The following is a 26205-nucleotide window of genomic DNA, read 5'->3' on the forward strand; positions in this document are numbered from 1 at the left end:
TCTTTCGGATTAGAGGTGTCTGTCGCAGCCTAGTCAGGACTGCTTCGTGCTCGAGTCGCCGTTCTTCGTTTCGTCCTTGACGTCCTCGGTCTTGACCTCGTCGGCGACGGGCTCATCCTCGACGGGGGCGTCACCCGGGGTCACGACGCGGCCGATGGCCGCCTTGACCCAGCGGGTCTCGATGCCGGGCGCCACCTCAAGGATCACGTCCTCATTGTCGACCGTCACCACGGTGGCGAACAGCCCCGTCGTGGTCATCACTCGCGTACCGGGGGTGAGCGAGTTCTGCATTTTGACGGCTTCCTGCTGCCGCTTGCGCTGCGGGCGGATGAGCAGGAAATAGAACACCACCACCAGAAGTACCAGCGGCAGGATGCTTCCGAGTGATCCCATGTCCATAAGGGGCGACCTTCCATTGTCGTACAAGAAGTTGACACCGGCCTCGCGCCGGAAATTCCGTGCGTTGCGTTCGGGCCGCGCCGCTCAGCCCGTCAGCCTACACAGCCAGCCAAGCCACGGAGTGTAGGCGGTTGTTGCGAAACGCGGCAACGAGGCAGCGATTCGGCGCGCGGGGAAGTTCCCAATTCGCAATGGTTGCAACCGTTCTGTGACCCGTGGGTTTGGCGGGGCGCGTGCCGTTCCGTGTCATAGGTCCGCGGGGCCGAACAGCGGGGCGCCGAACGCGTCCGGCGGCGGGGTGAGACCCAGATGGGTCCAGGCCGCGGCGGTCGCGACACGGCCGCGCGGGGTGCGGGCCAGCAGACCCTGGCGCACCAGGAACGGCTCCGCCACCACCTCGACCGTCTCCGGCTCCTCCCCCACCGCCACGGCCAGCGTGGACAGCCCGACCGGGCCGCCGCCGAACTTGCGCAGCAGTACCCCGAGCACCGCCCGGTCGAGGCGGTCGAGCCCCCACGCGTCGACCTCGTAGAGGTTGAGCGCGGCGGCGGCCAGGTCGCGGGTGATGACGCCGTCGGCGCGCACCTCGGCGAAGTCGCGCACCCGGCGCAGCAGCCGGTTGGCGATGCGGGGCGTGCCGCGCGAACGGCGGGCGATCTCGTGCCCGGCGTCGTCCGGCAGGTGCACGCCGAGCAGGCGGGACGAGCGGGCCAGCACCTGTTCGAGCTCGGGGACCTCGTAGAAGTCCATGTGGGCGGTGAAGCCGAAGCGGTCGCGCAGCGGCGCGGGCAGCAGTCCGGCCCTGGTGGTGGCGCCGACCAGCGTGAACGTCGCGATGTCCAGCGGGATCGCGGTCGCCCCCGGGCCCTTGCCGACGACGATGTCGACCCGGAAGTCCTCCATCGCGAGGTAGAGCATCTCCTCGGCGGGGCGGGCCATCCGGTGGATCTCGTCGATGAACAGCACCTCGCCCTCGGCCAGCGTCGACAGGATCGCCGCGAGGTCGCCGGCGCGTTCGAGCGCGGGCCCCGAGGTGATGCGCAGCGGCGCGCCCAGTTCCGCGGCGATGATCATCGCCAGCGTGGTCTTCCCGAGGCCGGGCGAGCCGCTCATCAGCACGTGGTCCGGCGGGCGTTGCCGTCTGAGCGCGCTTTCGAGCACCAGCGAGAGCTGCTCGCGCACCCGCCCCTGGCCGATGAACTCCGCCAGCCGCTTGGGCCGCAGCGCCGCCTCGATCTGCTGCTCGTCGCCGCCGGCCTCCGGCGCGACCAGTTCGCGCTCCAGATCGCCCAGGTCGTCCCAGTCGCTCATCGCACGCTCAACGCCCTCAGCGCCGCCTTGAGCAGCGCGGCGACCTGCGGCTGCCGTCCCTCGGCGAGCGCGACGTCGGCCTCGGGCGCCACGACGGCGACCGCCTCGTCGGCGTCCTTGCCGGAGTAGCCGAGCCCGACCAGGCCGGAGTGGACCTGCTCACGCCAGGCGGGCCTGCCCGCGTTGCCGCCGATCGCGGCGTTGACGGCCTCCTCGGGGGTGCCGAGCCGGTCCTTGAGCTCCAGGACGATGCGCTGGGCGCCCTTCTGCCCGATGCCCGGCACCTGGGTGAGCGCCTTGAGGTCCGCGCTCGCGACCGCCACGCGCAGCGCGTTGGGCGTGTGCACGGCCAGCATCGCCAGCGCCAGCTTGGGCCCGACGCCGCTGGCCGTCTGGAGCATCTCGAACACGGTCCGCTCATCCTCGGTCCCGAACCCGAACAGGGTCAGCGACTCCTCCCGCACCACCAGCGAGGTCGCCAGCCTGGCCGCCTCCCCGACCCGCAGCCCGGCCAGGGTGCCAGGGGTACAGTGCACCAGAATCCCCACCCCGCCGACCTCGACGACGGCGCCGTCTGGGGCGAGCGCCGCCACCTTCCCCGCCACGGACGCGATCACAACCCCACACCCTTTCCGGTGGTACGGCCGGCAGCGCCGGCTTCAGAACCCTCGTTTACCCGGGAACCGCCGGTCGCACCGGAGCCCGATCCGGCGCCGGACCCCGCCTCGGCGCCCGGGCCCCGGCCGATGTCCGGGCCCTGACCGGTGTCCGGGCGTGGCGGCTGCCCGGAAGGCGAGCCTAGAGCCTGGCCGGGCGGCTGGGACGCCGCCGTGCCGCGCGAGGTCCGGCCGGGGGCGGCGGTGTGCAGGGCGGCCGAGCGTGTGGGCGTCCCGCCGCCGGTGGCACCCGAGGTGGCGGGTGTCCCGGTGGCGCCGCCGGGCTCGTCGGGGGAAGCGGACGTTCCGTGCGACGGGCCGGCGGCGGTGTCACGTGACCTGCGGGAGGCGGCTGCCGAGCCGGCCGGGGCGCCGGAGGATCCGGCGGGTGTGGCGGGCGGGCCGGCCGGGGCGGGGCGGGTGCCGGTGGGTGTGGCGGGCGGGTTCGGCGAGGTGGCGCGGGCGGACGCGTCCGGCGGGGGCTGGGGGGAGGAGGTGCGATGGGCCTGTGGGGGGATGGAGGTGCGGGGTTGGGGGGTACGGCGCTGGGACTGGGCTCGGGCCACGGCCTGGGCGAGGCGATGCTGGTTGCCGCCGCGCCAGACGTGGCAGATGGCCAGGGCCAGGGCGTCGGCGGCGTCGGCGGGCCTGGGCATCTCCGGCAACCGCAGCAAGCGGGTGACCATGGCGCCGATCTGCTTCTTGTCGGCGGTGCCGCTGCCGGTGATGGCGGCCTTGACCTCGGACGGGGTGTGCAGCGCCACGGGCAGGCCACGGCGGGCGGCGCACAGGACGGCGATGCCGGCCGCCTGGGCGGTGCCCATCACGGTGCGGACGTTGTGCTGGCTGAAGACGCGCTCCACGGCCACGGCGTCGGGACGGACGTCGTCGAGCCACCGCTCGATGCCCTCCTCGATCCCGACCAGGCGGGTGCCCAGGTCGTCGTCGGGTGAGGTGCGGACCACGCCGACCGCCACCAGGGAGAGCGCGGTGCCCGGCCGCCCCTCGACGGCCCCGAGGCCGCATCTGGTCAACCCGGGATCGACGCCCATCACCCGCACCCGCACGCCCCCTCAACCGCCGAACACCTGTTCGGCACGGAACTCTACCCGTGTTCCCCCGCCCGCGCACCGCGAACACACCCCCTTCCACCCCGGTGACCCGGCCCATCGACCGCGCCGGAAGTCCCGGGCCCTGGGGCAGAGGCGCGGCGCGGGGACGTCCGGAGCGAAGGACCCCCGGGGTGAGGAGAACCCGGGGACAGGCCCGTCGGCTAGAAGTAGTCCAGCATGTACGGCCGGGCCGCGAACACCGCGTCCAGGGCGTCGTCCGAGGTGCCTGGCCCGGTCATCAAGCCGGAGCGGCGGAGCGTGGACGTGGGCACACCGGCGTACAGGGCAGCCATGCCGTTGGCCGTCAGGTGGGGGCCGTCGGCCGAGGTGGTGGCGGTGGCCGTACCGGATCCTGAGGAGACGTCGAGGCGCCACGCGCCCGAGTTGTCCGGGCGCTGGGGGTCGGTGACCTCGACGACGGCGGAGGCGGACACCGCGGCCGGGTAGCCGCGGCGGGCCACGGCCAGGGGCAGGTCGATGAGACGGTGCATCCAGCGGACCTGCTTGACCGTCTCCTTGGCGCGCTCGCCCACCAGCCACAGCATCGGGTCGTCGGGGGCGACGGCGGCGGTGACGTGGGCGGCGATGGAGGAGGAACTGCCGATGAGGGACCACAACGCCCTGCTGGTCTCCGGGGAGCCGGCGACCACGGCGTCGACCTCGATGCCGCCGTCCGACCAGCGGTAGATGGCGTAGCCGTCGTCGGCGAGGTAGAGGAAGTCGTTCTCCTCGGCGAGCCACACGCGCCAGGTGCGTTCGTCCCAGGTGATGGGGCCGCTGGCGCGGGCGGCGGCGTGGGCGCGGCCGATGACGGACAGGAGTTCGGAGGCGTCGCCGGGGCCCATGCGGCGCAGCTTCACCTGGCCGGAATGGCGGATGCGGCGCAGCGCCTCGGTGGGGAGCGTGATGAGGTTCTGGGCGCCGGCGTGCTCGTAGCCGAGGGAGCGGTAGATGGGGGTGGTGGCCGGGTAGAGGGCGGAGACGGCCTCGCCCAGCTCGGCGGCGCGGGAGATCAGCGCGGTCATGAGGAGGGTGCCCACGCCGCGGCCGCGGTCCTCGGGGTTGACGGTGACGCCGGCGACGCCGGCCATCGGCTGCGCCCGTCCGTGCCACCACTGGGTGAAGGAGCGGATGCGGCCTGCCGCCGACAGGCGTTCGCCGTCGAAGACGCCCAGGTAGCGGCCCGCGGCCATGACCGGAGGCATGGCCTTGAGCCATTGCTCGCGCTCGCCGGGCGACAGCACGCCGAAGGAGCGCTTGCGGATGTCGAGCACGGCGTCGAGGTCGTCCAGGGTCAGCTCACGTGTGTCCACCGGACAAACCTACGCGCTCCTCCCCATCGTGATCGCCAGCCGGTCGAGGTAGAGCAGTTGCGCGGCGACCACGGCGGCGAGGGCGAGCAGCATGACGGGCAGCGGCGTCGTCACGCCGACGTCGACGGTGGTGCCCCGGTAGGAGTTGAGGCTCTGGCTCAGCAGCATCGTGGCGGGGCCGTTGGACGGCCGCTGGAAGACCATGAGCGGCCACAGGCCGTCCTGGGCGTTCACGAGCGTGATGCCGCCGGTGAGGACGCCGGCCATGGGCAGCGAGGGCAGCACGACGCCGCGCAGGAATCCGGCCTGCGCGCGTTCGGCCAGGCCGCGGCAGAGGAGCGTGAGCACGACGAGGGCGGGCACGCTGACGAGCATGGGCGGGACGAGGGCGATGAGCGTGTCCATCAGGCCGAGGTCGCGGACGTAGGTCCAGGTGGCCAGGCTGAACGGGCCGACTCCGGCCAGCGCCCACGGCGCGAACGGCAGCAGCAGCCACTCGCTGTGGCGCCCCAGTGGCCGCAGTCCGCCGATGCCGAGCGCGGCCACGTAGGCGACGGCCACGGACACCAGCGCGCCGGCGAGGGCGGGCAGCCACGTCCGCACGTACGTGCCCAGGGTCACCGGGAGCGTCTCTTCCCCGCCGGACAGGGCGGTGATCCACGGCCAGGCGAGCACCAGCCCGACGGCGACCACCACGACCAGGGCGAGCACGCCGGCCACGGGCCGCGACGGTCCGGCGGGCCGTGGCGACAGGTGCAGGCGCATCCCGCCCAGCACCACCACGGCCACCGCGGCGAGGCCGAGCCCGCCGATCAGCACGCCGGTCAGCGTCGCCGCCGCGGCTGCCGGCCCCAGCCGGCCCGCGGCCAGCCCCTCGAACAGCATGTACGCGCCCAGCGTCCGCGTACCCCCGGACCCGCCCCGCGACAGGGCCGAGCTGAAGGTGAACGCCTGCAGCCCGACGGCGAGCAGGGTGAGCACGACCAGGGCGGCCACGGCGAGCATCGCGGGTGTCACGGTGCCGCCGCGCAGCGCGGGCAGGAACGCCAGCGTGGCCAGCGCGCACACCACGCCGAACGTCATCGCCGCCACGACGAGCGGGAACGTCAGGGCGGCGCCCTCCCCCGCAACACCGCGGACCAGCGTGGCCAGGCCCGTGGCGTCGGGACGCAGGCCGCGCGTCCAGGCGGCGACCACCGCGATCGGGGAGAACGTGATGACCGCCAGCGAGAGCACGACCCTCCCGGTGCGCCGGACCCCGGTGCCGCCGAGGTCGAGCGCGAGCGCCAGCGGGGGTGCCACGACCACGGCCACCAGGAGCGGCACGAGGGTCACGAGCAGCGAGAACGCCAGCGCCCGCCAGAACCCCTCGTCCCCGAGCACAGCGGCGTAGTTGGCGAGGCCGACGGGCTCGTCCCGACGTGCGAGCAGGCGCACCGATCGCGTGCTCATCACGACGGTGTGCACGCTGGGCACGACCAGGCAGGCGAGCGCCGCGAACGCCGCGGGCGCCAGGAGTAACCAGCCGAGCGCTGCGGGCGGGCGGGGAGCGGGCGGGGCCGGGATCATGGCCCACCACCCTAGCGAGGGGCGAGTCCTCCGAAGAAGTCGCGGATGTCGGCTGCCAGCGGGCCGGGCACGGCCATGGCGAGCATGTGGCTGGGGTGGTCGAGATCGTTCCAGCGCACGATCGTGTTCTTGCGCTCGGCGATGCGCCGGAAGGTCTCGGGGCCGCCGTGGGAGACGCCGGTGGGGACGGCGTCCTGGTCGATCGGCAGTCCGGCCGCGCCCTCGTAGTACGTCCACGACGACGAGCCGCCGGTGCCGGTCAGCCAGTAGAGGCTGGCGTTGGTGAGGATGAGGTCGCGCTCGATGGGGTCGGTGGAGCCCGCCTGGTCCCAGCCGTCGAACTCCTTGAAGCGCTCGACGAGGTAGGCGAGCTGGGCGACGGGCGAGTCGCTGAAGCCGTAGGAGAGCGTCTGGGGCCGGGCGGCCAGATAGGGGGCGTACCCGCTGCCCGCGGCGCCGCTGAGCATGTCGACGACCCAGGCGTCCACGCCCTCCTGGTCCTCCGGCTCGGTGGGCATGCCGAGCCCGCCGGTGATGTGCACGCCGACGACGTGCTCGGGGAAGAGGGCGGCCAGTTGCGGGGAGACCAGCGCGCCCGCGTCGTTGCCGTGGGCGCCGTAGCGCTCGTACCCCAGGCGGCTCATCAGCTCGGCCCAGGTACGCGCGACGCGCTCGACGCTCCACGGCCGCTCGTCGGCGGGCTCGGGGAACGGCGAGAAGCCGAAGCCGGGCAGCGAGGGCGCGACCACGTGGAAGTGCTCCGACAGCGGCCCGAGCAACTCGGTGAACTCGGCGACGGAGTTCGGCCAGCTGTGGGTGAGGATCAGCGGCAGCGCGCCGGGGTCGGCGGAGCGTACGTGGAAGAAGTGGATCGGCTGGCCGTCGATCTCGGTGGTGAACTGCGGGAAGGCGTTCATTTTCGTCTCCCAGGCGCGCCAGTCGTAGCCGTCGGCCCAGTGGCCGGCGAGCTCACGCAGGTGGGCGACGGGGACGCCGCGGCTCCACTCGGCTCCGGGGAGCCGAGCGGGCCAGCGGGTGCGGGCCAGGCGCTCGCGGAGGTCGTCGAGGTCGGCCTGCGGGACGTCGATGGTGAAAGGCTTGATCATGCCTTCACGCTACGAGGCAATGCGGAAAGGTTCGTTCCGCGTTAAGCGTCGAGCTTCTCCATGATCTCGTCGGAGACGTCGAAGTTGGCGAAGACGTTCTGCACGTCGTCGCTGTCCTCCAGCGCGTCGATGAGACGGAAGACCTTGCGCGCGCCGTCCTCGTCGAGCTGCACGCTCATGGTCGGCAGGAACCCGGACTCGGCCGAGTCGTAGTCGATGCCCGCCTCCTGCAGCGCCTTGCGCACCGGGACCAGGTCGCCGGCCTCGGAGACGACCTCGAAGGACTCGCCCAGGTCGTTGACCTCCTCGGCGCCCGCGTCCAGGACCGCGGTCAGCACGTCGTCCTCGTCGAGGCCGTTCTTGGGGACGAGCACGACGCCCTTGCGGTGGAACATGTACGACACCGAGCCGGGGTCGGCCAGCGAGCCGCCGTTGCGGGTCAGCGCGACGCGTACCTCGGAGGCGGCGCGGTTGCGGTTGTCGGTGAGGCACTCGATGAGCACCGCGACGCCGCCGGGCGCGTAGCCCTCGTACATGATGGTCTGCCAGTCGGCGCCGCCGGCCTCCAGGCCGCCGCCGCGCTTGCGGGCCCGCTCGATGTTGTCGTTGGGCACCGAGTTCTTCTTCGCCTTGAAGATGGCGTCGAAGAGGGTGGGGTTGGCGTCCGGGTCAGGGCCACCGGTCCGTGCCGCCACCTCGATGTTCTTGATGAGCTTCGCGAAAAGCTTGCCGCGCTTGGCGTCGAGCGCGGCCTTCTTGTGCTTCGTCGTCGCCCATTTGGAGTGGCCGGACATTACCTAGAGCTCCCTCACCATGTTTACGAAGTATTCGTGCACGCGAGTGTCCCCGGTCAGCTCGGGATGGAACGATGTCGCGAGCAGAGGCCCTTGGCGGACCGCGACGATCCTATCCCCCGGCGGCGCGGTAGCCAGCACTTCGACCTCCGAACCCACCGATTCCACCCACGGCGCGCGGATGAACACGGCGTGGACGGGGCCGCCGGCGAAGGTCAGGTCGGCCTCGAAGGAGTCGACCTGGCGGCCGAAGGCGTTGCGCCGCACGACCATGTCGAGACCGCCGATGGTCTGCTGGCCGTCGACGCCGTCCTCGATCCGGTCGGCCAGCATGATCATGCCGGCGCAGGAGCCGTAGGCGGGCAGTCCGTCCTTGATCCGCAGGCGCAGGGGTTCGAGCATCTCGAAGATCTCGGCCAGCTTCCACATCGTGGTGGACTCCCCGCCGGGGATCACGAGCCCGTCGACCGCCTCCAGCTCCGCGGGGCGGCGCACGGGGGTCGCGCCGGCGCCGGCCGCCTCCAGCATCGCGACGTGTTCGCGCACGTCTCCCTGGAGGGCGAGTACACCGATCGTGGGCACGCTGGTCCTTCCGTCATGGTCCGGAGTTCGCATCATTCAACACCACGAGGGCCCGGCGTCTTCCTACAGGGCGGCACGGAGATGGAGCGGCTGGTGGTCGGAGACGGTGGTGCGGGTGTCCACGCGGCAGCCGAGCACCCGCGTGGTGAAGAGGTAGTCGAGCTTCTTGGCCCGCATGGTCGGCCGCCGCCGCGGGTCGCACTCCTGGTAGCGGGCGTAGACGGGGGCGAGCGCGCGGCTGCCCGGCCGCAGGTTGAGGTCGCCGCCGAAGACGGGCGTGCGGCCCGGCGCGGTGAGCGCGAAGAGCTCGCGCACCTGTTTGGTCCGGTACGGCGCGCCGGGCCCGCGGTCGTCGTAGGGCAGGCCCACGGACAGGTGGCTGGTACAGGCTCGCACCCGGCGCGCGGGCAGGTCGGCGCAGAGCGCGGCCCGTTTCACCGACCAGGGCGGCGAGCTCAGGGCGTGGGTCTCGAAGGTGGCCCGGCCGGCGACGGCGACGGTGACGCTCTGGGTTCCGCGCGGGCGGCCGAGCAGGTCGGGATGGCAGGCGTACGGCGTGCCGTGCTGCGACAGGAGTCCCCACGAGCGCACGGTCCAGGCGCGGCCGGTGGCGTTCTCCAGCCAGCCCTCCAGCGCCGCGTCCGCGCCCGTGCAGAACTCCTGAAGGAACAGCACGTCGGTGCCACGCCCGGCCTGGGTGCCGACGGCGCGGGCGATCTCGGGGGCGGTGCGGCGGTAGAGAGAGCAGGAGGCGTTCGTGCCCGCGCAGACGTTCCACGTCATGACCGATATTTCCGGGCGTAACGCGACGGCGGGGCTGACCGCCAGCCCGGCCGCCACGAGGGCGTGTCCGATCATGCCTGCTATGCAACCACGGCGTCCTCCAGGGCGTGGTCGGTGTCGACGCGACGCAGGGCGAGAAGGTGGTGGCGCCTGCCGTACAGGATGGCCATGGCGACGACGCAGCAGGCCGCGCCGGCGAGGTACGGCACCGCGATCCCGAGTTCCTCGCCCATCTTGGTGGCCACGAACGGGGCCAGCGCGCCGCCCATCCAGCGCACGAAGTTGTAGCCGGCGGAGGCGACCGGCCGGGGCGCGTCGGAGACCTCCATGGCCGACTCGGTGAAAACGGTGTTGCCGAGCCCGATCGGGATGCCGGAAAGGACGGTGAACGCGATGATGCCGGCGTGGATGCCCGCGTTGCCGGACAGCGCGATGCCGATCTGGCACAGCGCGAGCAGGGCCAGCGCCAGGTGCAGCACGTTGACCGAGCCGAGCCTGCGTTGCAGCGGCGGCGCCCCGAACACCGAGGCCAGCGCCACGCACACGCCCCAGCCGAAGAAGACGGCGCCGATGCCGTAGGCCGGCATGCCCAGGATGAACGGCGTGAACGCCAGCACGGTGAAGAAGGCGAAGTTGTAGAACAGGGCCGTGAAGGCGGTGGTGGACAGCCCGCCGTGGGCCAGGGCCCGGAGGGGGGCGCTGAGCCGGGTTCTGACCTCGGGTCTGGGCGTGTTCTTCAGCAGGGTGGCGATCAGCACGAATCCCACGGCCATCAGCGTGGCGGTGCCGAAGAACGGGGCCCGCCAGTTCCAGTCGCCGAGCAGGGCGCCGACCAGCGGGCCGAGGGAGATGCCGAGGCCGAGCGCCGCCTCGTAGAGGATGATCGCGGCTTCGGCGCCGCCGGCGGCCGCGCCCACGATGACCGCGAGCGCGGTGGCGACGAACAACGCGTTGCCCAGGCCCCATCCGGCGCGGAAGCCGATCAGCTCGCCCACGCTGCCGGACGTCCCGGCCAGCGCGGCGAAGACGACGACCAGCGCGAGTCCGGCCATCAGGGTCTTCTTGCCGCCGATCCGGCTGGAGACCCAGCCGGTGACCAGCATCGCCACGGCGGTGACCAGGAAGTAGCTGGTGAACAGCAGGGACACCTGGCTGGGGCCGGCGTTGAGCCCCTGGGCGATGGAGGGCAGGATCGGATCGACGAGCCCGATGCCCATGAAGGCGACGACCGCGGCGAACGCGGTGGCCCAGACGGACATCGGCTGGCGCAGTATGCCGCCACCGGATGACATGACACTCCTTCGTGCGTCTCAGCCGAGCTTGGCCAGCACCGGGAGCGCCGCCGCGAGGGCGGCGCGCTCGTCCGGTGTGAGCGCGGCCAGTTCGTGGGCGAGGTGCGCGATCCTGGCGCGCTGTACGGCCAGCAGCCGCGTACGGCCCTCGCCGGTCAGCCCGACCGTCCTGACCCTGGCGTCGGCCGGGTCGCCGCCCCTGGCCACCAGGCCGGCCTCTTCGAGCCGGTTGATCTGGACCGTCATGGTCGGCAGCTGGACGGCGTGCTCCTCGGCCAGCTCGGTCATCCGGCGCGGCCCCTGCTTGAGCGAGCCGAGGACGGCGTACTGCTGGCTGGTGACGGGCTGGCCGGCGACGGTACGGCGCAGCAGCAGGACCAGATGGCGCAGCACCACGGACATCTGCTCGGCCAGCGCGTCAGGATCGTCCCTCATACTTAGCCAGACTAACTTAGTTGTGCTAAGTATTCAAAACGAAGCGCCCCGGCCCCCTTGCGGCTTGGGGGCCGGGGCGGACCGGTGGGTCAGGGGCGTTCGGTCTCCAGGCGGACCGTCTCCTCGATGGTCGTCTCGCCGAGCGCCTTGAGCGCCGGGTCGACCGGGCGCAGGTAGGTCTGCTTCACGCCCGGGACGCGGTCCTCGATGACGAACGTGGCCTTGGTGTGGACGCCCGAGCCCGGCTCCTGCACCTTCGGCACCACCCGGAAGTCGGCGGTCATGAGGTCCCGCTCGATCTTGGTCAGGACGTAGCCGCGCTGGTTGTTGTAGAACTTCAGGTGCGGGTTGATCTTCAGGAACGGCTGTGTCTGCGGGTCGGAGTCCTTGCCGTCGCCGCCGGTGCTGATGGAGGTGGCCACCAGTTCCGAGCCGACCGACGGGCCCGTGGGGTCGTCGTAGTCGAGCTTCAGGTCGCTGGCCCAGTGCGCGTGCACGTCACCGGTGAGCACGACGGGGTTGCGGACGCGGGCGTCGAGCCAGCCCTGGGTGATGCGCCCGCGCGAGGCGGCGTAGCCGTCCCAGGCGTCCTGCGAGGTGATCTTCTGGGGCCCGGCGTTGTTGTCGCGCTGGGCGAAGAAGACCTGCTGGCCGAGGATGTCCCACTGGGCGCGGGAGTGGCGGAAGCCGTCCAGCAGCCAGGCCTCCTGCTCGTTGCCGGTGATCGAGCGGGCCGGGTCGATCGCCGCCGGGCAGTCGCGGTAGCCGTCCCCGCAGCCCTGGTCGTCGCGGTACTGCCGGGTGTCGAGCATGTGGAAGGTGGCCAGGCGGCCCCAGCGCACACGGCGGTAGAGCTGCATGTCGATGCCGCGCGGGACCGAGGAACGGCGCAGCGGCATGTTCTCGTAGTAGGCGCGGAAGGCGGCCTCGCGGCGCCGGAGGAAGTTCGGCTGCGGGATCTCGGGCTTCTCCGGGACCTCGTCGGCCCAGTTGTTGTCCAGCTCGTGGTCGTCCCACACCACCAGCCAGGGGGCCGCGGCGTGGGCGGCCTGCAGGTCGGCGTCGGCCTTGTACTGGGCGTGGCGCTGGCGGTAGTTGGCCAGCGTCTCTGTCTCGGGGCCGTCGTGGTGGCGGACGTTGCCGCCGGGGATGACGTAGGTGTTCTTGGTGTACTCGTACTGGTAGTCGCCCAGGTGCAGGATCAGGTCGGGGTTCTCCTCGGCCAGGCGGCGGTAGCTGGTGAAGTAGCCGTGCTCGTACTGGGCGCAGGAGACGAAGGCCATCGACATGGGCCCGCCGTACTGGAAGGGGTGGGGGGCGGTGCGGGCGCGGCCGAGCGGGGAGACGTGGCGGCCGGTCTTGAAGCGGTACCAGTACTCGCGGCCGGGGGCCAGGCCGGCGACCTCGACGTGCACGCTGTGGCCCCACTCGGGGACCGCGCGGGTGACGCCCGCGCGCACGGTGCGCCTGCCGCGTTCGTCGGCGTAGATCTGCCACTGGACGGTGACCGGGCGCGCGGGCATGCCACCCATGCCGTCCTCGGCCATGGGGGTGAGCGCGAGCCGGGTCCAGATGACGAAGCCGTGGTGGTCGGGGTCGCCGCTGGCGACGCCGAGGGTGAAGGGGTTGGCGGCCGGTTCCCTGCCACGGGTGGCGGCCTCGGCCCCGGTGGGCAGCCCGGCGGCGGCTCCCGCGGCCAGGCCGGTGACAAGGAAGTGGCGGCGGTTGAGGTTGCGCACGGGGGTGGCTCCCTGTCGATCAAGGGTGAGGGACGCCCGTAGCCTGACTGAGGCTCATGACTCACGGGTGAACGCCACCTAACACGAAAAAGACGACATCCAGCGGGATGTCGTCCCTTTCGGCATATCTTGCGGCGGAGAGCATGGTTTTGCGCTAAAGGGGATCTTCCTTCTCGTCGAGGCGTGCCTGCAACGCGGCGCCCTCCTCCGGGGTGAGCCAGGAGTGGGAGTAGAGGTCGAGCAGCACCCGGGCGAGCAGTTCGTCCCCGGCGGGGCTGAAGATCTGCACGCCGAGCCGCCGGGAGATGTGCTCCTGCAGCACGGAGACGGCCAGCGCCATCGCGGTGCCGACGGTGGCGCGCGCCCTGACCGGGACCACGGGCGGGTCGGGGCGGCTCTTGTCGGCCTCGGCCAGCCATCGCTCGCCGAGTTCCGCGATCGCGTCGAAGACCTCGGCCGCCGAGCCCTCCGCCAGCGCTCGGGACATGTAGCGCTGGTAGGGACCGAAGACGGCGCGGGAGACGGCGACGTAGTTGTGCCCGGCGTCGGCGCGGACCTCGTCGTTGAGCGTGCGGATCGCCTTGGCCAGGTACTCGTCGCAGGCCTCGCGCAGGCCCTGCTTCGAGCCGAAGTGGTGGCGCACCAGCCCGGAGGAGACGCCCGCGCCGTCGGCGATCCCCCGGATGGTGGCCCGCTCGAAGCCGTGCTCGCCGAAGTGGCGCATCGCGGCGTCCCTGATGCGGGCGCGCGCGGTGAGGTCTTCCGGGTCGGGTGTGGTCATCGTTTCTTCCTGTCCACGGGCTTAGCCGACTATACGCATGTGTAGCCGTGGTTCAGCGGATGCGCAGCGCCAGCAGGCAGACGTCGTCGTGGGTGTCCAGCCCGATGCGGTCCAGGACGCAGCCGATGGCCGCCTCGGGATCGTCGAGCGGGCAGTCGTCGGCCGCCTCCAGCAGCGACTTCAGACCGGCGTCGAGATCCTGGTCGCGGCGCTCGATGACGCCGTCGGTGTACAGGAACAGCGTGTCGCCGGGGTGGAGCTGCGTGGTGGTCAGCTCGTAGGCGACCGACTCCAGGGCGCCCAGCATCAGCCCTGGCGGCGGCTCCAGCAGCGCCGCGACCCCGTCGCGCACCAGCAGCGGCGGCGGGTGGCCGGCGCTGGTCCAGGACAGCAGCCTGCTGCCGGGGTCGAAGTGGCCGATGACGGCGGTGCCCGTCGCGGCCACGGTCTCGCTGTTGTGGTAGATGAGGTCGTTCAGCCAGGTGGCCAGCTGGGCGGCGTCGGCCTTGGTGTAGGCGAGCCCGGCCAGGCCGAAGCGCATCTGCGCCATCAGTCCGACGGCGGCCAGGCCATGGCCCATCGCGTCGCCGATGGCCACCAGGACCCGGCCGTCGGGCAGAATCCTGGCCTTGAACCAGTCGCCGCCGAGCCGGCCGACGTCTTCCGCGGGCAGGTAGCGTACGGCGATCCGGACGCCCGGCACGTCGAGGACGCCGCTGCGGCCGGGCTGGATGGCGTCCTGGAGGCGGTGGGCGACGCGCTGTTCCTCCTCGGCCCGGCGGCGCTGCCTGATCGCCTGCGCGTGGGCCGCCGACAGGGCGCGTTCGCGGCGGCGTCCCCGGGTGATGTCCTGGACGAGCATCCTGACCAGCACCGGAGTGCCGCTGTCGTCGAGGACGGGCTCGCTGACCGTGCGCACCTGCCGTACGCCGTGGCGCTGCCTGATCCTGAACTCGCTGTCGGCCGCCTCGCCGTGTTCGAGCAGGGTGGACATGAGCTCGCCCACCAGCGGCACGTCCGCGTCGACCACGGCTCCGGGCAGTTCCTCCAGGGGCATCGGGCCGTCGGCGGGGTCGCGGCCGAAGATCCCGTACATCTGGGTGGTCCAGTAGGTGTGGCCGGTGGTGAGCGTCCACTCGGCCCAGCCGAGCTCGGCCTCGCGCTGGGCGCGGTCCCACCGGCTGATCAGCCGCTCGTCCTCGTCGAGCGCGCGCCAGCTCGCCAGGACGCCCTCGTGCAGCGGTACGGCCCGCACGGTCAGCGACGCGGGCCAGAGCTTGTGGTCGCGCACCTCCACGTACTCCACCGGGTCGAGCTTGAGCGGCCGGCCCCCGAGGTGTACCCGGAAGTACGCCTCCAGCAGCCCGGACTTCACCACCCCCGGACAGGCCTGGACGAGGCGCTCGCCGGCGAGTTCACCGGCGCCGCGGCCGGTCACGTCGCGGGCCTGCTCGTTCGCCGCGGCGATCACGAAGTCGACCGGCCGGTCGTCGTCGTCGATGACCGGCACGAGGTAGGCGGCGGAGACGTGCACGGCCTGCAGCACCGCCAGCACCCATCCGGGCACCGGCGGCGGCGTGGCCGGGCGCGGCGCGGGCTCGATCGTGGCGGCCAGGTCCAGGAGTTCCATGCCGGAACCGTCGGCGAGCCGGCCGAGGTGGCGCGCCGCCTCGTCGGGGCGGATGTTCTGGCGCGCGGCCATGCGGCTGACGGCCTCGTCGATGACGGCCTCGCGGCGCATGCGCGCGCGCAGGGTGCCCAGCCGTTCCCTGATTCCGGCCGTGACGTCGTCGCTGTCCCTGCTCACAGGGGTTGAGCTGCCCTGAGGCAGGCAAAGGCACCGGTATGGGGGTAAAGATCAAGCTAGGTGAAGTCGAGGCCGGCGAAGTCGCCTGACGTACGCCATTGCTCCAGATAGGCGAAGTAGGCGCCGGCCCCGAGCGGATAGCCGAGGCTCAGCCAGCCCTTCCTCCCCGGGTCCTGGCCCTCGTTGTTGTAGTAGCCGGGGGTGCAGTCGGCGCCGCCGAGCAGGGTGCCGGGACCGGACATGAGCAGGTCAAGCCACGCGTCCTCGGCCTGCTTGCTCGCCTCCACCCGGACGTGGCCGCGGTCGAGGGCGTGCCTGACGATCATCGCGATCGTCAGGCCCGACTCGGTCAGGTTGTGCGGGATGTTCGAGACGAGGTTGGCGCCCTGGGCCGGCTGGACGATGAAGACGTTCGGGAAGCCGTGCACGTGGGTGCCGTGCAGCGTGCGCATCCCCTCCTGCCAGTACGCCGACAGCCTGACCCCGCCCCGCCCGGTCACGTCGTAGCCGGCGCGCCGCGTGTAGTCGGTGCCCACCTCGAAGCCGGAGGCGTAGATCACGCAGTCCACGCCGTACTCCCGGCCCGCGACCACCACGCCCGTCTCCGTGACGCGCTCGACGCCCTTGCCGTCGGTGTCGACCAGGTGGACGCCCGGCAGGTTGAACGCCTGCAGGTACTGGTCGTGGAAGCACGGCCGCTTGCACAGCTGCCGGTACCAGGCCTTGAGCCGGTCGGCGGTCCGCGGATCGCGCACGATGGCGTCGACGCGGGCGCGGATCTCCTCCATCTTCTCGAAGTCGGAGTCCTCGAACGCCTCCAGCATCCGCTCGACCGTCCGCGCTTCCTGCGGCAGGGCGGCGATCCGGTCGCGCACGCGGCGGGCGATGTCGGTCCAGCCGTCCATCACCAGGTCCTCCTCGGCGCCGCCGCCGGCCTGGTTGGCGGTGAAGTTCTCCAGCCAGCGCCGCTGCCAGCCGGGGGTGGCGATCTCCGCGAACCAGCGGGGGTCGGTCGGCCGGTTGTCACGCACGTCCACCGAGGACGGGGTGCGCTGGAACACGTACAGCTCGGCGCAGGCCCGCGCCAGGTGCGGCACGCACTGCACCGCCGTCGCGCCGGTGCCGATGACCGCGACCCGCCTGCCGGCCAGCCGGTCCATGGGCGCGCCCGCCGGGTCGCCGCCGGTGTAGTCGTAGTCCCAGCGGCTGGTGTGGAAGGAGTGGCCGCCGAAGGAGTCGATCCCGGGGATGCCGGGCAGCTTGGGCACGTGCAGCGGCCCGACGCCCATGGCCACGAACCGCGCGGTGAACCGGTCGCCCCGGTCGGTGGTGACGGTCCACAGCGCGCGCTCGTCGTCCCATTCCATGCCGGTGACCTCGGTGTGGAAGAGCGCGTTGTCGTACAGGCCGTAGTGCTTGCCGATGCGCCGGCAGTGCTCCAGGATCTCGGGCGCGTGGGCGTACTTCTCCGTCGGCATGTGGCCGAGTTCTTCGAGCAGCGGCATGTAGACGAAGGAGGCGGTGTCGCACTGGGCTCCGGGGTAGCGGTTCCAGTACCAGGTGCCGCCGAAGTCGCCGCCCTTCTCCACGATCCTGACGTCGGCCACCCCGGCCTCCTTCAGCCGCGCCCCGGTGACCAGCCCGGCGAACCCGCCGCCGACGAACGCCACGGTGACGTGGTCGTTCTTCGGCTCCCGGGGGGCTCTGGGGGTGTACGGGTCGTCGGCGTAGGAGGCGAACCGGCCGGTCAGGCGCAGGTACTGGTCGTTGCCGTCGGGGCGGAGGCGCTTGTCGCGTTCCTGGCGGTATCGGGCGCGGAGGGCGTGCTTGTCGACGGTCATGGAACCAGAATGACATTCTGGAATCTTGTTCTTCAATGGCTCACGACGGCGCCGGTGACGGGCGGCCCGCCCGCACGGGCACGCGGATCGTGACCGTCCCCGCCGTGGGGAAGCGGAAGGTGACGGGGATCGTGGTGTTGCCGAGCTGCCGGTTCGTGCCCACCAGTTCCAGGTACGGCCGGCCGTTCCCCTTCTGCAGGGACAGCTCCCCCTTCGGCGGGATGACCACCCGCATGCGCTCCACGGGCGCGTCGGGGCCCGCGCGGTAGACGACCTTCTTCGCCTCCACGGTGCTCACCGCGTCCAAGACCTGCTCCACGGCCGCGTCGTTGAACAGCGTCAGGTAGAGCGGCAGCGTGCCGCCGGGCTTCTGCTCGTCCATGGGCGGCGCCTCGATGTTGACGTGCACGAGCCGGACCGGGCCCACCTGGCCGTCGGTCTGGTTGGTGCGCCACCAGTCCGGCTGGTTGCCCGAGGTGCAGGCGGTGGCCAGCAGCAAGGTGGCGCAGATCAGGACGATTCTCATGGATTTCCTCCCGGGGGGAGGTTCAGACGGCGTCGCGTTCGATCGGGCAGGTCATGCAGTGGGCGCCGCCGCGGCCCTTGCCGAGTTCGAAGCCCTCGATCTCGATGACGTCGACCCCGTGCTCGCGCAGCTTGCGGTTGGTGAACTGGTTCTTGTGGTAGCCGACCACGACCCCGGGCGCGAGGGCGAAGAAGTTGTTGCCGGAGTCCCACTGCTCGCGGGCCTGCTGGTAGTCGTCGCCGCCGGTCGGGATCACCTCCAGCCGGCCGATCCCGAGCGACTCCTCCAGGGCGCCGACGAAGGAGGCGTCGCGGCGCACGTCCAGCGTCGCCGGCTTGTCTCCGGGGCGCAGCGAGTACGTAGTGGCGGTCTCCAGGAACGGCGGGTAGGCGGTGGCCTTGTCGGCGTCCAGGAAGGTGAAGACGGTGTCGAGGTGCATGTAGGAGCGGCGCTTGGGGATGTTGACCGCGATCACCCGCTCGGCGGCGCCCGCGGCGAAGAGCGACAGCGCGATGTGCTCGACGGTGCGGGCGGTGGTGCGCTCGGACAGGCCGATGGCGACGGTCTTGTTGCCGATGGGCATCATGTCGCCGCCCTCCATGGCGGCGGTGCCGTAGTCCTCCTCGTGGAAGCGGTCGTCCTCGCCCGCGTCGGGGTACCAGAAGGCGAAGCGCTCCTCGGTGAACATCGGGTGGTAGTGGTAGATCGTCGACTGGTTCATGGTCTCCAGGAGACGGGCGTGGTAGTACATCGGATTCAGTGAGACTCCTCCGTACAGCCAGGCCGAGGGGTCGCGCTGGTACAGGGAGTTCGGCAGCGGCGGCAGGATGAACTCCCCCGGCAGCGCCGCGGCGGCCACCAGTGACCTCTCGTCCAGGGCGGCGGTGCCGTACTCCTGCTTGGTGAGGCCGCCGATGAGATGGGTGGCCAGCTTCTCGCCGCTCCACCCGGCCAGCGTCTCGCGGATGGTGTCGACCAGGGCGGGGCCGACGGTCAGGTGGGTGACGGCCTGCTCGATGGCGTGCTGCTTGGCGTCGAAGCGCGACTCCAGCGCCTCGGCGAGCAGCCGCCGGTGGTCGTAGACCTCGATGCCGCGCCCGCGCATCATCGCCACGAAGGCGTCGTGCTCGCGCTGCGCCTGCTCGACCCAGAGGATGTCGTCGAACAGCAGCCGGTCGTTGTTGGCCGGGGTGAGGCGTCTCATGCTCAGCTCCGGCCGGTGCACGATGACCTTGCGCAGCATCCCGACCTCGGAATGCACACCCAGCGTCATGGCTTCCTCCTTCTCAGATGGTGATCCAGCCCGCGGCCAGGCCGATGACGCCGATGACCGCCCCGGCGGCGACCAGGACGAACAGGATCAGCTCCGGCAGCGTGAACGCGCGCCGGCCCCGCTCGCGCCTGGTCATGACGAACAGGATCGTGCCGGGGGCGTAGATGATGCACGACAGCAGCAGGAACTCCAGCCCCGCGGCGAAGACCAGGAAGGCGGTGTAGACGACGGCCAGCGCCGCCACGGCCACCTGTCTGGCGGTGCCGCGCAGCTTGAGCGCGTACCCCGCGGCGAGCAGGTACGGCACCAGCGAGAGCGAACTGCACAGCTTCAGCGTGAACGTGAACGCGTCATCCGACCACAGGGTGACCGCCAGCACCGCGGTGATCAGGACGCTGGTCATGACCAGGGCCGCCACCGGGGCGCCCTGCCGGTTCTCCCGCCGCAGGAAGCGCGGCATGTCGTCGTCCTTGGCCGCCACGAACAACACCTCGGCGGCCATCAGCGTCCAGGCCAGGTAGGCGCCGAGCACCGAGACGATCAGGCCGGCGCTGATGAACACCGAGCCCCAAGGGCCCACGACCGACTCCATCACCCCGGCCATGGACGGCTGGCGGACCTGGGCCAGGTCGCCTTGGGGCAGCACGCCGTACGAGAAGATCGACACTGAGGCGAACAGCGCGAGCACGCTGACGAAGCCCAGCACCGTGGCACGCCCGACGTCCTCGCGGCGGCGCGCGTAGCGGGAGTAGACGCTGGCGCCCTCGACGCCGAGGAAGACGAAGACGGTCACCAGCATCGTGGCCTTGACCTGGTCGAACAGGCCCCCTGTCGTGCCCGGGAAGTTCGCGGAGAAGGTGGCCGACTTGAGGGCGACGGCGACGATCACGATGAACAGCACGATCGGGACGAGCTTGGCGACGGTGACGATCCGGTTGATCGCCGCCGCCTCGCGCACGCCGCGCACGATCATGAAGTGGAACGCCCACACGCCCACCGCGCTGATGACCACGGCCAGGATCGTGTCGCCCTCGCCGAAGCCGGGGATGGCCGCGCCCAGCGTGGACTTGATCAGCACCCAGTAGGAGACGTTGCCCACGCAGGCGCTGGCCCAGTAGCCGAACGCCGACAGGAACCCCGGGAACTCGCCGAACCCGGCCTTGGCGTAGGCGTACACGCCGGCGTTCAGGTCGGGCTTGCGTACGGCCAGCGTCTGGAAGACGAAGGCCAGCATGAGCATGCCCACCCCGGCCACCGCCCACGCGACCAGCGCCCCGAGCACTCCGGTGGCCTGCGCGAAGTTGCGCGGCAGCGAGAAGACCCCGGCGCCGACCATCGACCCGACCACCATCGCGGTCAGCGTCGGCAGCGACAGCTTCTGGGACGCCGCCTGTGCCTCCGTGGCCGTCATCGCCCACCCCCGTCCACCTGGGTGGTCATTCCTCCACATCATTTGACGTAGTCCGACAAATCATGGTCTTTGCCCAAGCTTGCCGGTCAGCGGGTGATCTTGAGCGTGAGGTAGTCGTACTCGCCCTCGCCCGCCCGTTTGAACGCCTTGTCGCCGTTCAGGTCGATGAAGGCGGCCAGGTACAGCGTCCCGCCGAAGCCGGCCAGCGGCGTGTCCGCCCCGTCGCGGAAGACCTTGGAGACGAACACCTTGTCCTGGGTGGCCGACTGCGCGGCGACCCGGTTGCCGGCCAGGTAGTTGTGGCCGTCGTTGTTGTTCAGGTACAGGGTGCCCGAGCCGTACTCGTAGTCGGCGACGCCGGTTCCGGGGCGGAAGCACGGGTGGCTGTCGACTTTGGCCCCGTCCTCGATGGAGAAGACCGACTTGTCGGTCCACGCGCAGACCTGCAGCGCCCGCCCTTCGGCGAGCTTCGGGAAGCGCAGCTCGAACGGCGCCGCCCTGAGCTGGGCCACGGTCACCGGGGAGTCCAGGTCGTCGAGCGACAGGGCCACCGGCTTGTCGTCCTGCCAGACCTCCAGGCCCAGCCGGGGCGAACGGGTCACGTCGCCGACGGGCGTACCGGTGTCCTGGCTCGTCCTGGGGCTGGGGCTCTTGATCAGGGTGGGGGTCGTGGTCACCCGGGTGCCCGTGGCGTCCGGCCTGGTAGCGACATAGACCGCCGTCGCCGACCCCAGCACGAGCACCGCCGCCACCGCCGCGCCCACCGTCACGCGGGCCGTCCTGCTGCCCGGCCGGGTCTGGCCGGGCAGACGCGGCGGCAGCGACGGCGGTCCGTGCACCGGCCCCGGCGGCAACGAGGACCCGTGGACCGGCCTGGGCGGGGGCGGGCCGCCGGCGATCGGCTGGGCGTGGGGCGGCGGGGGCGGGAGCGTCCCCCTCGGCGCCTGCTCCATCAGCCCGAGCAGCACCTGCCTGGCCGACGGCCGCCGCGCCGGGTCCTTCTCCAGGCACGCGGCCACGAACCCGCGCAGCCGCCCGTCCATCCGCCCCAGGTCGGGCTGGGCGTTGAGGATCCGGTTGATGACCACCGGCAGCGTCTCGTCACCGAACGGCGGGCGGCCGTTGGCCGCGTACGCCATCGTGCACGCCCACGCGAACATGTCCATCGGCGGCCCGGCCGGATGCCCGGACAACTGCTCGGGCGCCATGTAGGCCGGGGTGCCGACGGCGGAGCTGACGGTGGCGGCGGTGGCGTCCATGGGCCGGGCGATGCCGAAGTCGATGACGCGCGGGCCGTCGGCGGCCAGCAGCACGTTCGCCGGCTTGAAGTCGCGGTGCACGACGCCCGCCGCGTGGATGGCGCCGAGCGCGGTGGCGGTCGCGACGGCCAGCCGGTCGAGCTCGGCCCCCGCCAGGACGCCGCGCGCGCGGATCACCTCCTGCAGGGAGGGCCCGTCGATGTACTCGCTGATCACGTACGGCGGGTCCGCGTCGGGGTCGGCCGCCAGCACGCGCGCCGTGCAGAACGAGGCGACCCGGCGCAGGGCGTTCAGCTCGCGTTGCAGGTAGCGCCTGGCCTCGCCGTCCTCGGTGCTCCGGGCGTGCAGCACCTTGACCGCCGCGAGCGAGCCGTCCGCGGCGGCGCCGAGGAACACCGTGCCCTGGCCGCCCTCGCCCAGCCTGCCGCGCAGCGCGTACCCGTGTACTTCTCGAGGATCGGACGAGCGAAGCGGACGTACCTGCATCAAGCACCCTCAGGATCTCGGTGACCGCACCATCCCCGACGATACTGGCTCCATCACCACCGGAGCGGCGTGGATCATCTCTGTACGGCCTTGTCCGGATAACTCCGGACGCGTTCCCCGGCGGCCAGAGCGTCACCGATCGTCGGACTGACGAAGGGAGCGCAACGTGCTGGCAACTGCCCGTACACGACGGTGGACCGCGGTGATCGCCGCGGCACTGGCACTGGTTCTGGCGTATCCCACCGGCGCGCAGGCGGCGGTGGGCGATCTCGGTTTCGTGCGGACGATCTCCTACAACGTGCCGGGAGCCGTGCACATCGGCCCGGTCAACCCGCTCGACTGGGCGTCGGCGGCGACCATGCGGCCCAACGGCGACACCGTCTACGTGGTGGCCGGCAGTGACGGCGGGTCGGGCACCGCCATGCCGGCGATCTCCTCCTTCCGCCGCGACGCCGGCGACCGGCTGACCCTCACCGGCTGCATGGGCGGCGTCACCGGCTGCCGCCCGACCAGGGCGGGCGACGTGGTGCTGCCCGACCGCCTGTACGCCGCCAGCTCCGTGGTGGCCGTGGGATCCCACGTGTACGCCACCACCCCCGCGGCCGTGGCCGGCTTCCGCACGGCGGCCAACGGCGACCTCGACACCGACTTCTGCGTGTGGGACCACGCGTGCGGCGACGTCTCCGCCCTGCCCGGCCTGACCCCCTGGTCCACCGCGGACCACACGCTGACCGCGACCGCCGACGGCCGCGACCTCTACCTGTACGCCGCGAGCTCCACCAAGGGCGCGGTCTACCACCTGCGCCGCGACAACGCCACCGGCCGCCTGGCCTTCCACGGCTGCGTCGGCGAGGCGATGCCGGGGTGCACCCCGATCGGCCGCACCGGCGTCATGAAGTCCTCGGGCGACGCCGTGCTCAGCGCCGACGGGCGCAGCCTCTACGTCGTGGCCCGCAACCCCGGCTCCGTGACGCACCTGCGCCGCGACCCGGCCTCCGGCTCGCTGGCCGAGGTGGGCTGCGTCTCCGAGACGGGCACCGGCGGCTGCAACGTGCCCGTCACCCACGGCCTGTACCGCGCCACCCGGGCCGCGATCACCCCGGCCGGCGACAGCCTGTACGTGTCCGGCGCCGGCGGCGTCACCCACCTGCGCCGCAACACCGTCAACGGAGACCTCGCCTACCACGGCTGCATCGGGTTCGCCACCGGGTGCCGGGGCGACGGCCCGCGGGGGACGTACATGGACGTGGCGGTGTCGCCGGACGGCGCGAGCGTCTACGGCAACGTCCAGGACGCGGGCGCCACGTGGGGCGCGGTCGCCCACCTGCGCCGCGCATCCGACGGCGGCCTCACCTACGCGGGGTGCGTCGGGGAAGGCCAGCCGGCGCTGTGCCGGCAGATCGGGCCGACCGGCGTGATGAACCACGCGGGGCCGCTCCTGGCCCCCGGCTCACGCGTGCTCTACAGCCTGGGCGTGCACTGGCGCGGGGCCTTGAGCCAGTTCACGCGCCAGACCTCGTAGGGCATGGGCGTGGCCCCGCCCCAGCCGGGGGCGGGGCCACGTTCGGCGCTCTACCAGCCGCGCTCGGCCAGGCGGTGCGGCTGCGGGATCTCGTCGACGTTGATGCCGACCATGGCCTCGCCGAGTCCGCGCGAGACCTTCGCCACGACGTCGGGGTCGTCGAAGAAGGTGGTGGCCTTGACGATGGCGGCGGCGCGCTTGGCCGGGTCGCCGGACTTGAAGATGCCCGAGCCCACGAAGACGCCCTCGGCACCGAGCTGCATCATCATGGCCGCGTCCGCCGGGGTCGCGATGCCGCCCGCGGTGAACAGCACGACGGGGAGCTTGCCGGTCTTGGCGACCTCGGCGACGAGCTCGTACGGGGCCTGCAGTTCCTTGGCCGCCACGTACAGCTCGTCCTCGGGCAGCGTGGTCAGCCGCCTGAGCTCGCCCCGGATGGTGCGCATGTGGGTGACGGCGTTGGAGACGTCGCCCGTGCCGGCCTCGCCCTTGGAGCGGATCATGGCCGCGCCCTCGGTGATGCGGCGCATGGCCTCGCCGAGGTTGGTGGCGCCGCAGACGAAGGGCACCGTGAAGCGGAACTTGTCGATGTGGTTGGCGTAGTCGGCCGGGGTCAGGACCTCCGACTCGTCGACGTAGTCCACGCCGAGCGCCTGGAGGAGCTGCGCCTCCACGAAGTGGCCGATGCGGGCCTTGGCCATCACGGGGATCGAGACGGCGCTGATGATGCCCTCGATCATGTCGGGGTCGCTCATCCGGGAGACGCCGCCCTGGGCTCGGATGTCGGCGGGCACGCGCTCAAGGGCCATCACGGCGACGGCGCCGGCGTCCTCAGCGATCTTCGCCTGCTCAGGGGTGACGACGTCCATGATGACGCCGCCCTTGAGCATCTCGGCCATGCCGCGCTTGACGCGGGCGGTTCCGGTGACGGCAGTGGTTTCTGGCGTGCTGCTGGACACGGTCTTCCTCACGGGCTCTCTCGGCTGGTCCGCCTGCGCGAACACATACGGGCTCTCGGACGGGTTGCGCCCCGGCGCACCCGCCTGGGCGAACGGTAAGCTATCAAGCCCATCGTAGGTCCTGGAGCGCCCCTCCCCCGACATGCCACCATGTCAGGATTTGTCCGCTCTTTTGTACGGCCCGCCCAAACGTCGGCGGGCGGTCAGGGAGTGACGGGCTTGCGGCTGGCCAGCGCGATCCACACCTGACCCGGCGCGAAGTTCATCGGCTCACCCTCCGCAGTGGTGAACGTCGTGCCGGACTCCTCCGATTCCCGCTCCCACTTGGCCTTGTACGCCTTGCCGTCCCGCAGCACGATCGCCGAGCCCTTGCCGGTGCTGTGCACGAGCGGCGTGTAGCTCTGGTTCTTGTCGTGGAACTGCGACCGGACCGTCTTGGTGTACTGGATCACGATGGTCGGCGCGCTCAGCTGCCCGCCCTCGGCCGCCATGTCCTTCTTGCCGTCCTGCCAGATCATCCACTGCTTCTTGGCATCGGACCAGTTGAAGGTGAAGCGCGCGGCCGGCCAGCGCACCGTCCACGACTTCTTGTCCACGCCGCCCTCGGCGGGGGCCTCGCCGAAGGTGAAGCCGATGTCCTTGGCTTTGGACGCCTTGGGCGCGGCCGACAGCAGCTTCTTGGTGTTGGCGAACAGGTTGTAGGGGGCGAAGCGGCCAGGCTGGCGGAAGTAGGCGCCGCCGTTCCTGGTGTCGCCGACGTCGAACAGGGACGCCTCGGCGATCAGCGGCAGCATCTTGGTCTGCGCGCCGGAGTAGGCGAAGGCGGGCTTGCCGAACTGCGGCGCGATGTGCAGGTCGGAGATGCGGGCGCTGCGCACGGGGCCCACCTTGGCCGGGATCTTCGAGGAGAAGATGGCCATGAGCCGGGTCAGCCCCGCCTCGACCTGCTCGACGTAGACGATGTCCGCGCTCTTCAGGCCCATCTGCGGCTTCCCGGCGGCGGTGTTTTCGATCTTCACCGCCAGTACGGGCTTGCGCGCCTCGTCCGGCAACCCGGTGAACGGATGACCGGGGCCGGCGTCCGGTGTCTCACTGGGGGCGGCCGTGGCGGCCTGCGGCGCCGCTGGAGGGGCGGGCTTTTCCGACGAGCACGCCGCGACCGGCAGCAAGACCGCCGTTCCCGCCAGCGTCACGGTGATCATCCGCGGTAGCCGCACCTGTCCACTCCTCCGCCTTTAGCTCCTAGAAC

At 71.8% G+C, this 26205-nt stretch carries 22 protein-coding genes and 1 pseudogene; 1 reads left to right on the forward strand and 22 read right to left on the reverse strand.

Features of this window, described 5'->3' with window-relative positions:
• Nucleotides 1-33 precede the first annotated feature (33 nt).
• The 20 genes and pseudogenes from yajC to ACIBKY_RS13460 all read right to left on the reverse strand — a co-directional run bounded on the left by yajC (nucleotide 34) and on the right by ACIBKY_RS13460 (nucleotide 22475).
• Nucleotides 34-393 (reverse strand): preprotein translocase subunit YajC, encoded by a 360-nt coding sequence (yajC, locus tag ACIBKY_RS13365; protein WP_397096926.1) that lies wholly within the window; start codon nucleotides 391-393, stop codon nucleotides 34-36.
• 252 nt (nucleotides 394-645) lie between these two features.
• A complete protein-coding gene (gene ruvB / locus ACIBKY_RS13370; protein WP_397096927.1) occupies nucleotides 646-1710 on the reverse strand; it encodes a Holliday junction branch migration DNA helicase RuvB in 1065 nt (354 codons plus the stop codon).
• A complete protein-coding gene (ruvA, locus tag ACIBKY_RS13375; RefSeq protein ID WP_397096928.1) occupies nucleotides 1707-2327 on the reverse strand; it encodes a Holliday junction branch migration protein RuvA in 621 nt (206 codons plus the stop codon). Before ruvA ends, ruvB begins: the two co-directional genes overlap by 4 nt.
• Nucleotides 2328-2932: 605 nt before the next feature.
• A pseudogene (ruvC, locus tag ACIBKY_RS13380) lies at nucleotides 2933-3427 on the reverse strand (crossover junction endodeoxyribonuclease RuvC); the annotation flags it as partial.
• Between the two features lie 212 nt (nucleotides 3428-3639).
• Nucleotides 3640-4791 (reverse strand): enhanced intracellular survival protein Eis, encoded by a 1152-nt coding sequence (gene eis / locus ACIBKY_RS13385; protein ID WP_397096929.1) that lies wholly within the window; start codon nucleotides 4789-4791, stop codon nucleotides 3640-3642.
• Between the two features lie 9 nt (nucleotides 4792-4800).
• Nucleotides 4801-6360: a hypothetical protein gene (locus tag ACIBKY_RS13390; RefSeq protein WP_397096930.1), complete on the reverse strand. Its 1560-nt coding sequence runs from the start codon at nucleotides 6358-6360 to the stop codon at nucleotides 4801-4803.
• An 11-nt stretch (nucleotides 6361-6371) separates the two neighbouring features.
• Nucleotides 6372-7466, reverse strand: coding sequence for an epoxide hydrolase family protein (locus ACIBKY_RS13395; protein ID WP_397096931.1), 1095 nt, complete (start codon nucleotides 7464-7466; stop codon nucleotides 6372-6374).
• 41 nt (nucleotides 7467-7507) lie between these two features.
• Nucleotides 7508-8260 (reverse strand): YebC/PmpR family DNA-binding transcriptional regulator, encoded by a 753-nt coding sequence (locus tag ACIBKY_RS13400; RefSeq protein ID WP_397096932.1) that lies wholly within the window; start codon nucleotides 8258-8260, stop codon nucleotides 7508-7510.
• Between the two features lie 3 nt (nucleotides 8261-8263).
• The gene (gene pdxT, locus ACIBKY_RS13405) at nucleotides 8264-8875 is read right to left on the reverse strand and encodes a pyridoxal 5'-phosphate synthase glutaminase subunit PdxT (protein ID WP_379622505.1); all 612 of its coding nucleotides are present in this window, start codon (nucleotides 8873-8875) and stop codon (nucleotides 8264-8266) included.
• Nucleotides 8876-8905: 30 nt separating this feature from the next.
• On the reverse strand, nucleotides 8906-9700 hold the full coding sequence (locus ACIBKY_RS13410) for an endonuclease/exonuclease/phosphatase family protein (RefSeq protein ID WP_397096933.1): 795 nt from the start codon (nucleotides 9698-9700) through the stop codon (nucleotides 8906-8908).
• A 5-nt stretch (nucleotides 9701-9705) separates the two neighbouring features.
• Nucleotides 9706-10917, reverse strand: a complete 1212-nt coding sequence (locus ACIBKY_RS13415; RefSeq protein WP_397096934.1) for an MFS transporter — start codon at nucleotides 10915-10917, stop codon at nucleotides 9706-9708.
• 18 nt (nucleotides 10918-10935) lie between these two features.
• On the reverse strand, nucleotides 10936-11352 hold the full coding sequence (locus ACIBKY_RS13420) for a MarR family winged helix-turn-helix transcriptional regulator (protein ID WP_397096935.1): 417 nt from the start codon (nucleotides 11350-11352) through the stop codon (nucleotides 10936-10938).
• 89 nt (nucleotides 11353-11441) lie between these two features.
• Entirely contained in the window at nucleotides 11442-13091 is a 1650-nt protein-coding gene (locus ACIBKY_RS13425; protein ID WP_397096936.1) for an alkaline phosphatase D family protein, read from the reverse strand.
• A 154-nt stretch (nucleotides 13092-13245) separates the two neighbouring features.
• Nucleotides 13246-13872, reverse strand: a complete 627-nt coding sequence (locus ACIBKY_RS13430) for a TetR/AcrR family transcriptional regulator (RefSeq protein ID WP_397096937.1) — start codon at nucleotides 13870-13872, stop codon at nucleotides 13246-13248.
• 52 nt (nucleotides 13873-13924) lie between these two features.
• Nucleotides 13925-15679, reverse strand: a complete 1755-nt coding sequence (locus tag ACIBKY_RS13435) for a PP2C family protein-serine/threonine phosphatase (protein WP_397096938.1) — start codon at nucleotides 15677-15679, stop codon at nucleotides 13925-13927.
• Nucleotides 15680-15735: 56 nt separating this feature from the next.
• Nucleotides 15736-17520, reverse strand: coding sequence for a flavin-containing monooxygenase (locus ACIBKY_RS13440; RefSeq protein WP_397096939.1), 1785 nt, complete (start codon nucleotides 17518-17520; stop codon nucleotides 15736-15738).
• Nucleotides 17521-17560: 40 nt separating this feature from the next.
• On the reverse strand, nucleotides 17561-18046 hold the full coding sequence (locus ACIBKY_RS13445; protein ID WP_397096940.1) for a hypothetical protein: 486 nt from the start codon (nucleotides 18044-18046) through the stop codon (nucleotides 17561-17563).
• Between the two features lie 22 nt (nucleotides 18047-18068).
• A complete protein-coding gene (locus tag ACIBKY_RS13450; protein ID WP_397096941.1) occupies nucleotides 18069-19319 on the reverse strand; it encodes an arginine deiminase in 1251 nt (416 codons plus the stop codon).
• 13 nt (nucleotides 19320-19332) lie between these two features.
• Complete coding sequence (locus ACIBKY_RS13455; RefSeq protein ID WP_397096942.1) at nucleotides 19333-20730, reverse strand: basic amino acid/polyamine antiporter; 1398 nt, start codon at nucleotides 20728-20730, stop codon at nucleotides 19333-19335.
• 86 nt (nucleotides 20731-20816) lie between these two features.
• Nucleotides 20817-22475 carry a serine/threonine-protein kinase gene (locus ACIBKY_RS13460; RefSeq protein ID WP_397096943.1) on the reverse strand — a complete coding sequence of 553 codons (1659 nt, stop codon included), beginning with the start codon at nucleotides 22473-22475 and terminating at the stop codon, nucleotides 20817-20819.
• 166 nt (nucleotides 22476-22641) lie between these two features.
• Here ACIBKY_RS13460 and ACIBKY_RS13465 point away from each other — a divergent pair, with 166 nt between their 5' ends.
• Nucleotides 22642-23997, forward strand: a complete 1356-nt coding sequence (locus ACIBKY_RS13465; RefSeq protein WP_397096944.1) for a hypothetical protein — start codon at nucleotides 22642-22644, stop codon at nucleotides 23995-23997.
• A gap of 50 nt (nucleotides 23998-24047) precedes the next feature.
• On the opposite strand, the gene pdxS is transcribed toward ACIBKY_RS13465, so the two are convergent.
• Both pdxS and ACIBKY_RS13475 read right to left on the reverse strand, forming a co-directional pair.
• Entirely contained in the window at nucleotides 24048-24956 is a 909-nt protein-coding gene (pdxS, locus tag ACIBKY_RS13470) for a pyridoxal 5'-phosphate synthase lyase subunit PdxS (RefSeq protein ID WP_312896419.1), read from the reverse strand.
• Nucleotides 24957-25159: 203 nt separating this feature from the next.
• Entirely contained in the window at nucleotides 25160-26173 is a 1014-nt protein-coding gene (locus tag ACIBKY_RS13475; protein ID WP_397096945.1) for a DUF3048 domain-containing protein, read from the reverse strand.
• Between the last annotated feature and the right edge of the window lie 32 nt (nucleotides 26174-26205).

Origin of the sequence: Nonomuraea sp. NPDC050394 (assembly GCF_044459065.1) — a bacterium.
GTDB lineage: Bacteria > Actinomycetota > Actinomycetes > Streptosporangiales > Streptosporangiaceae > Nonomuraea.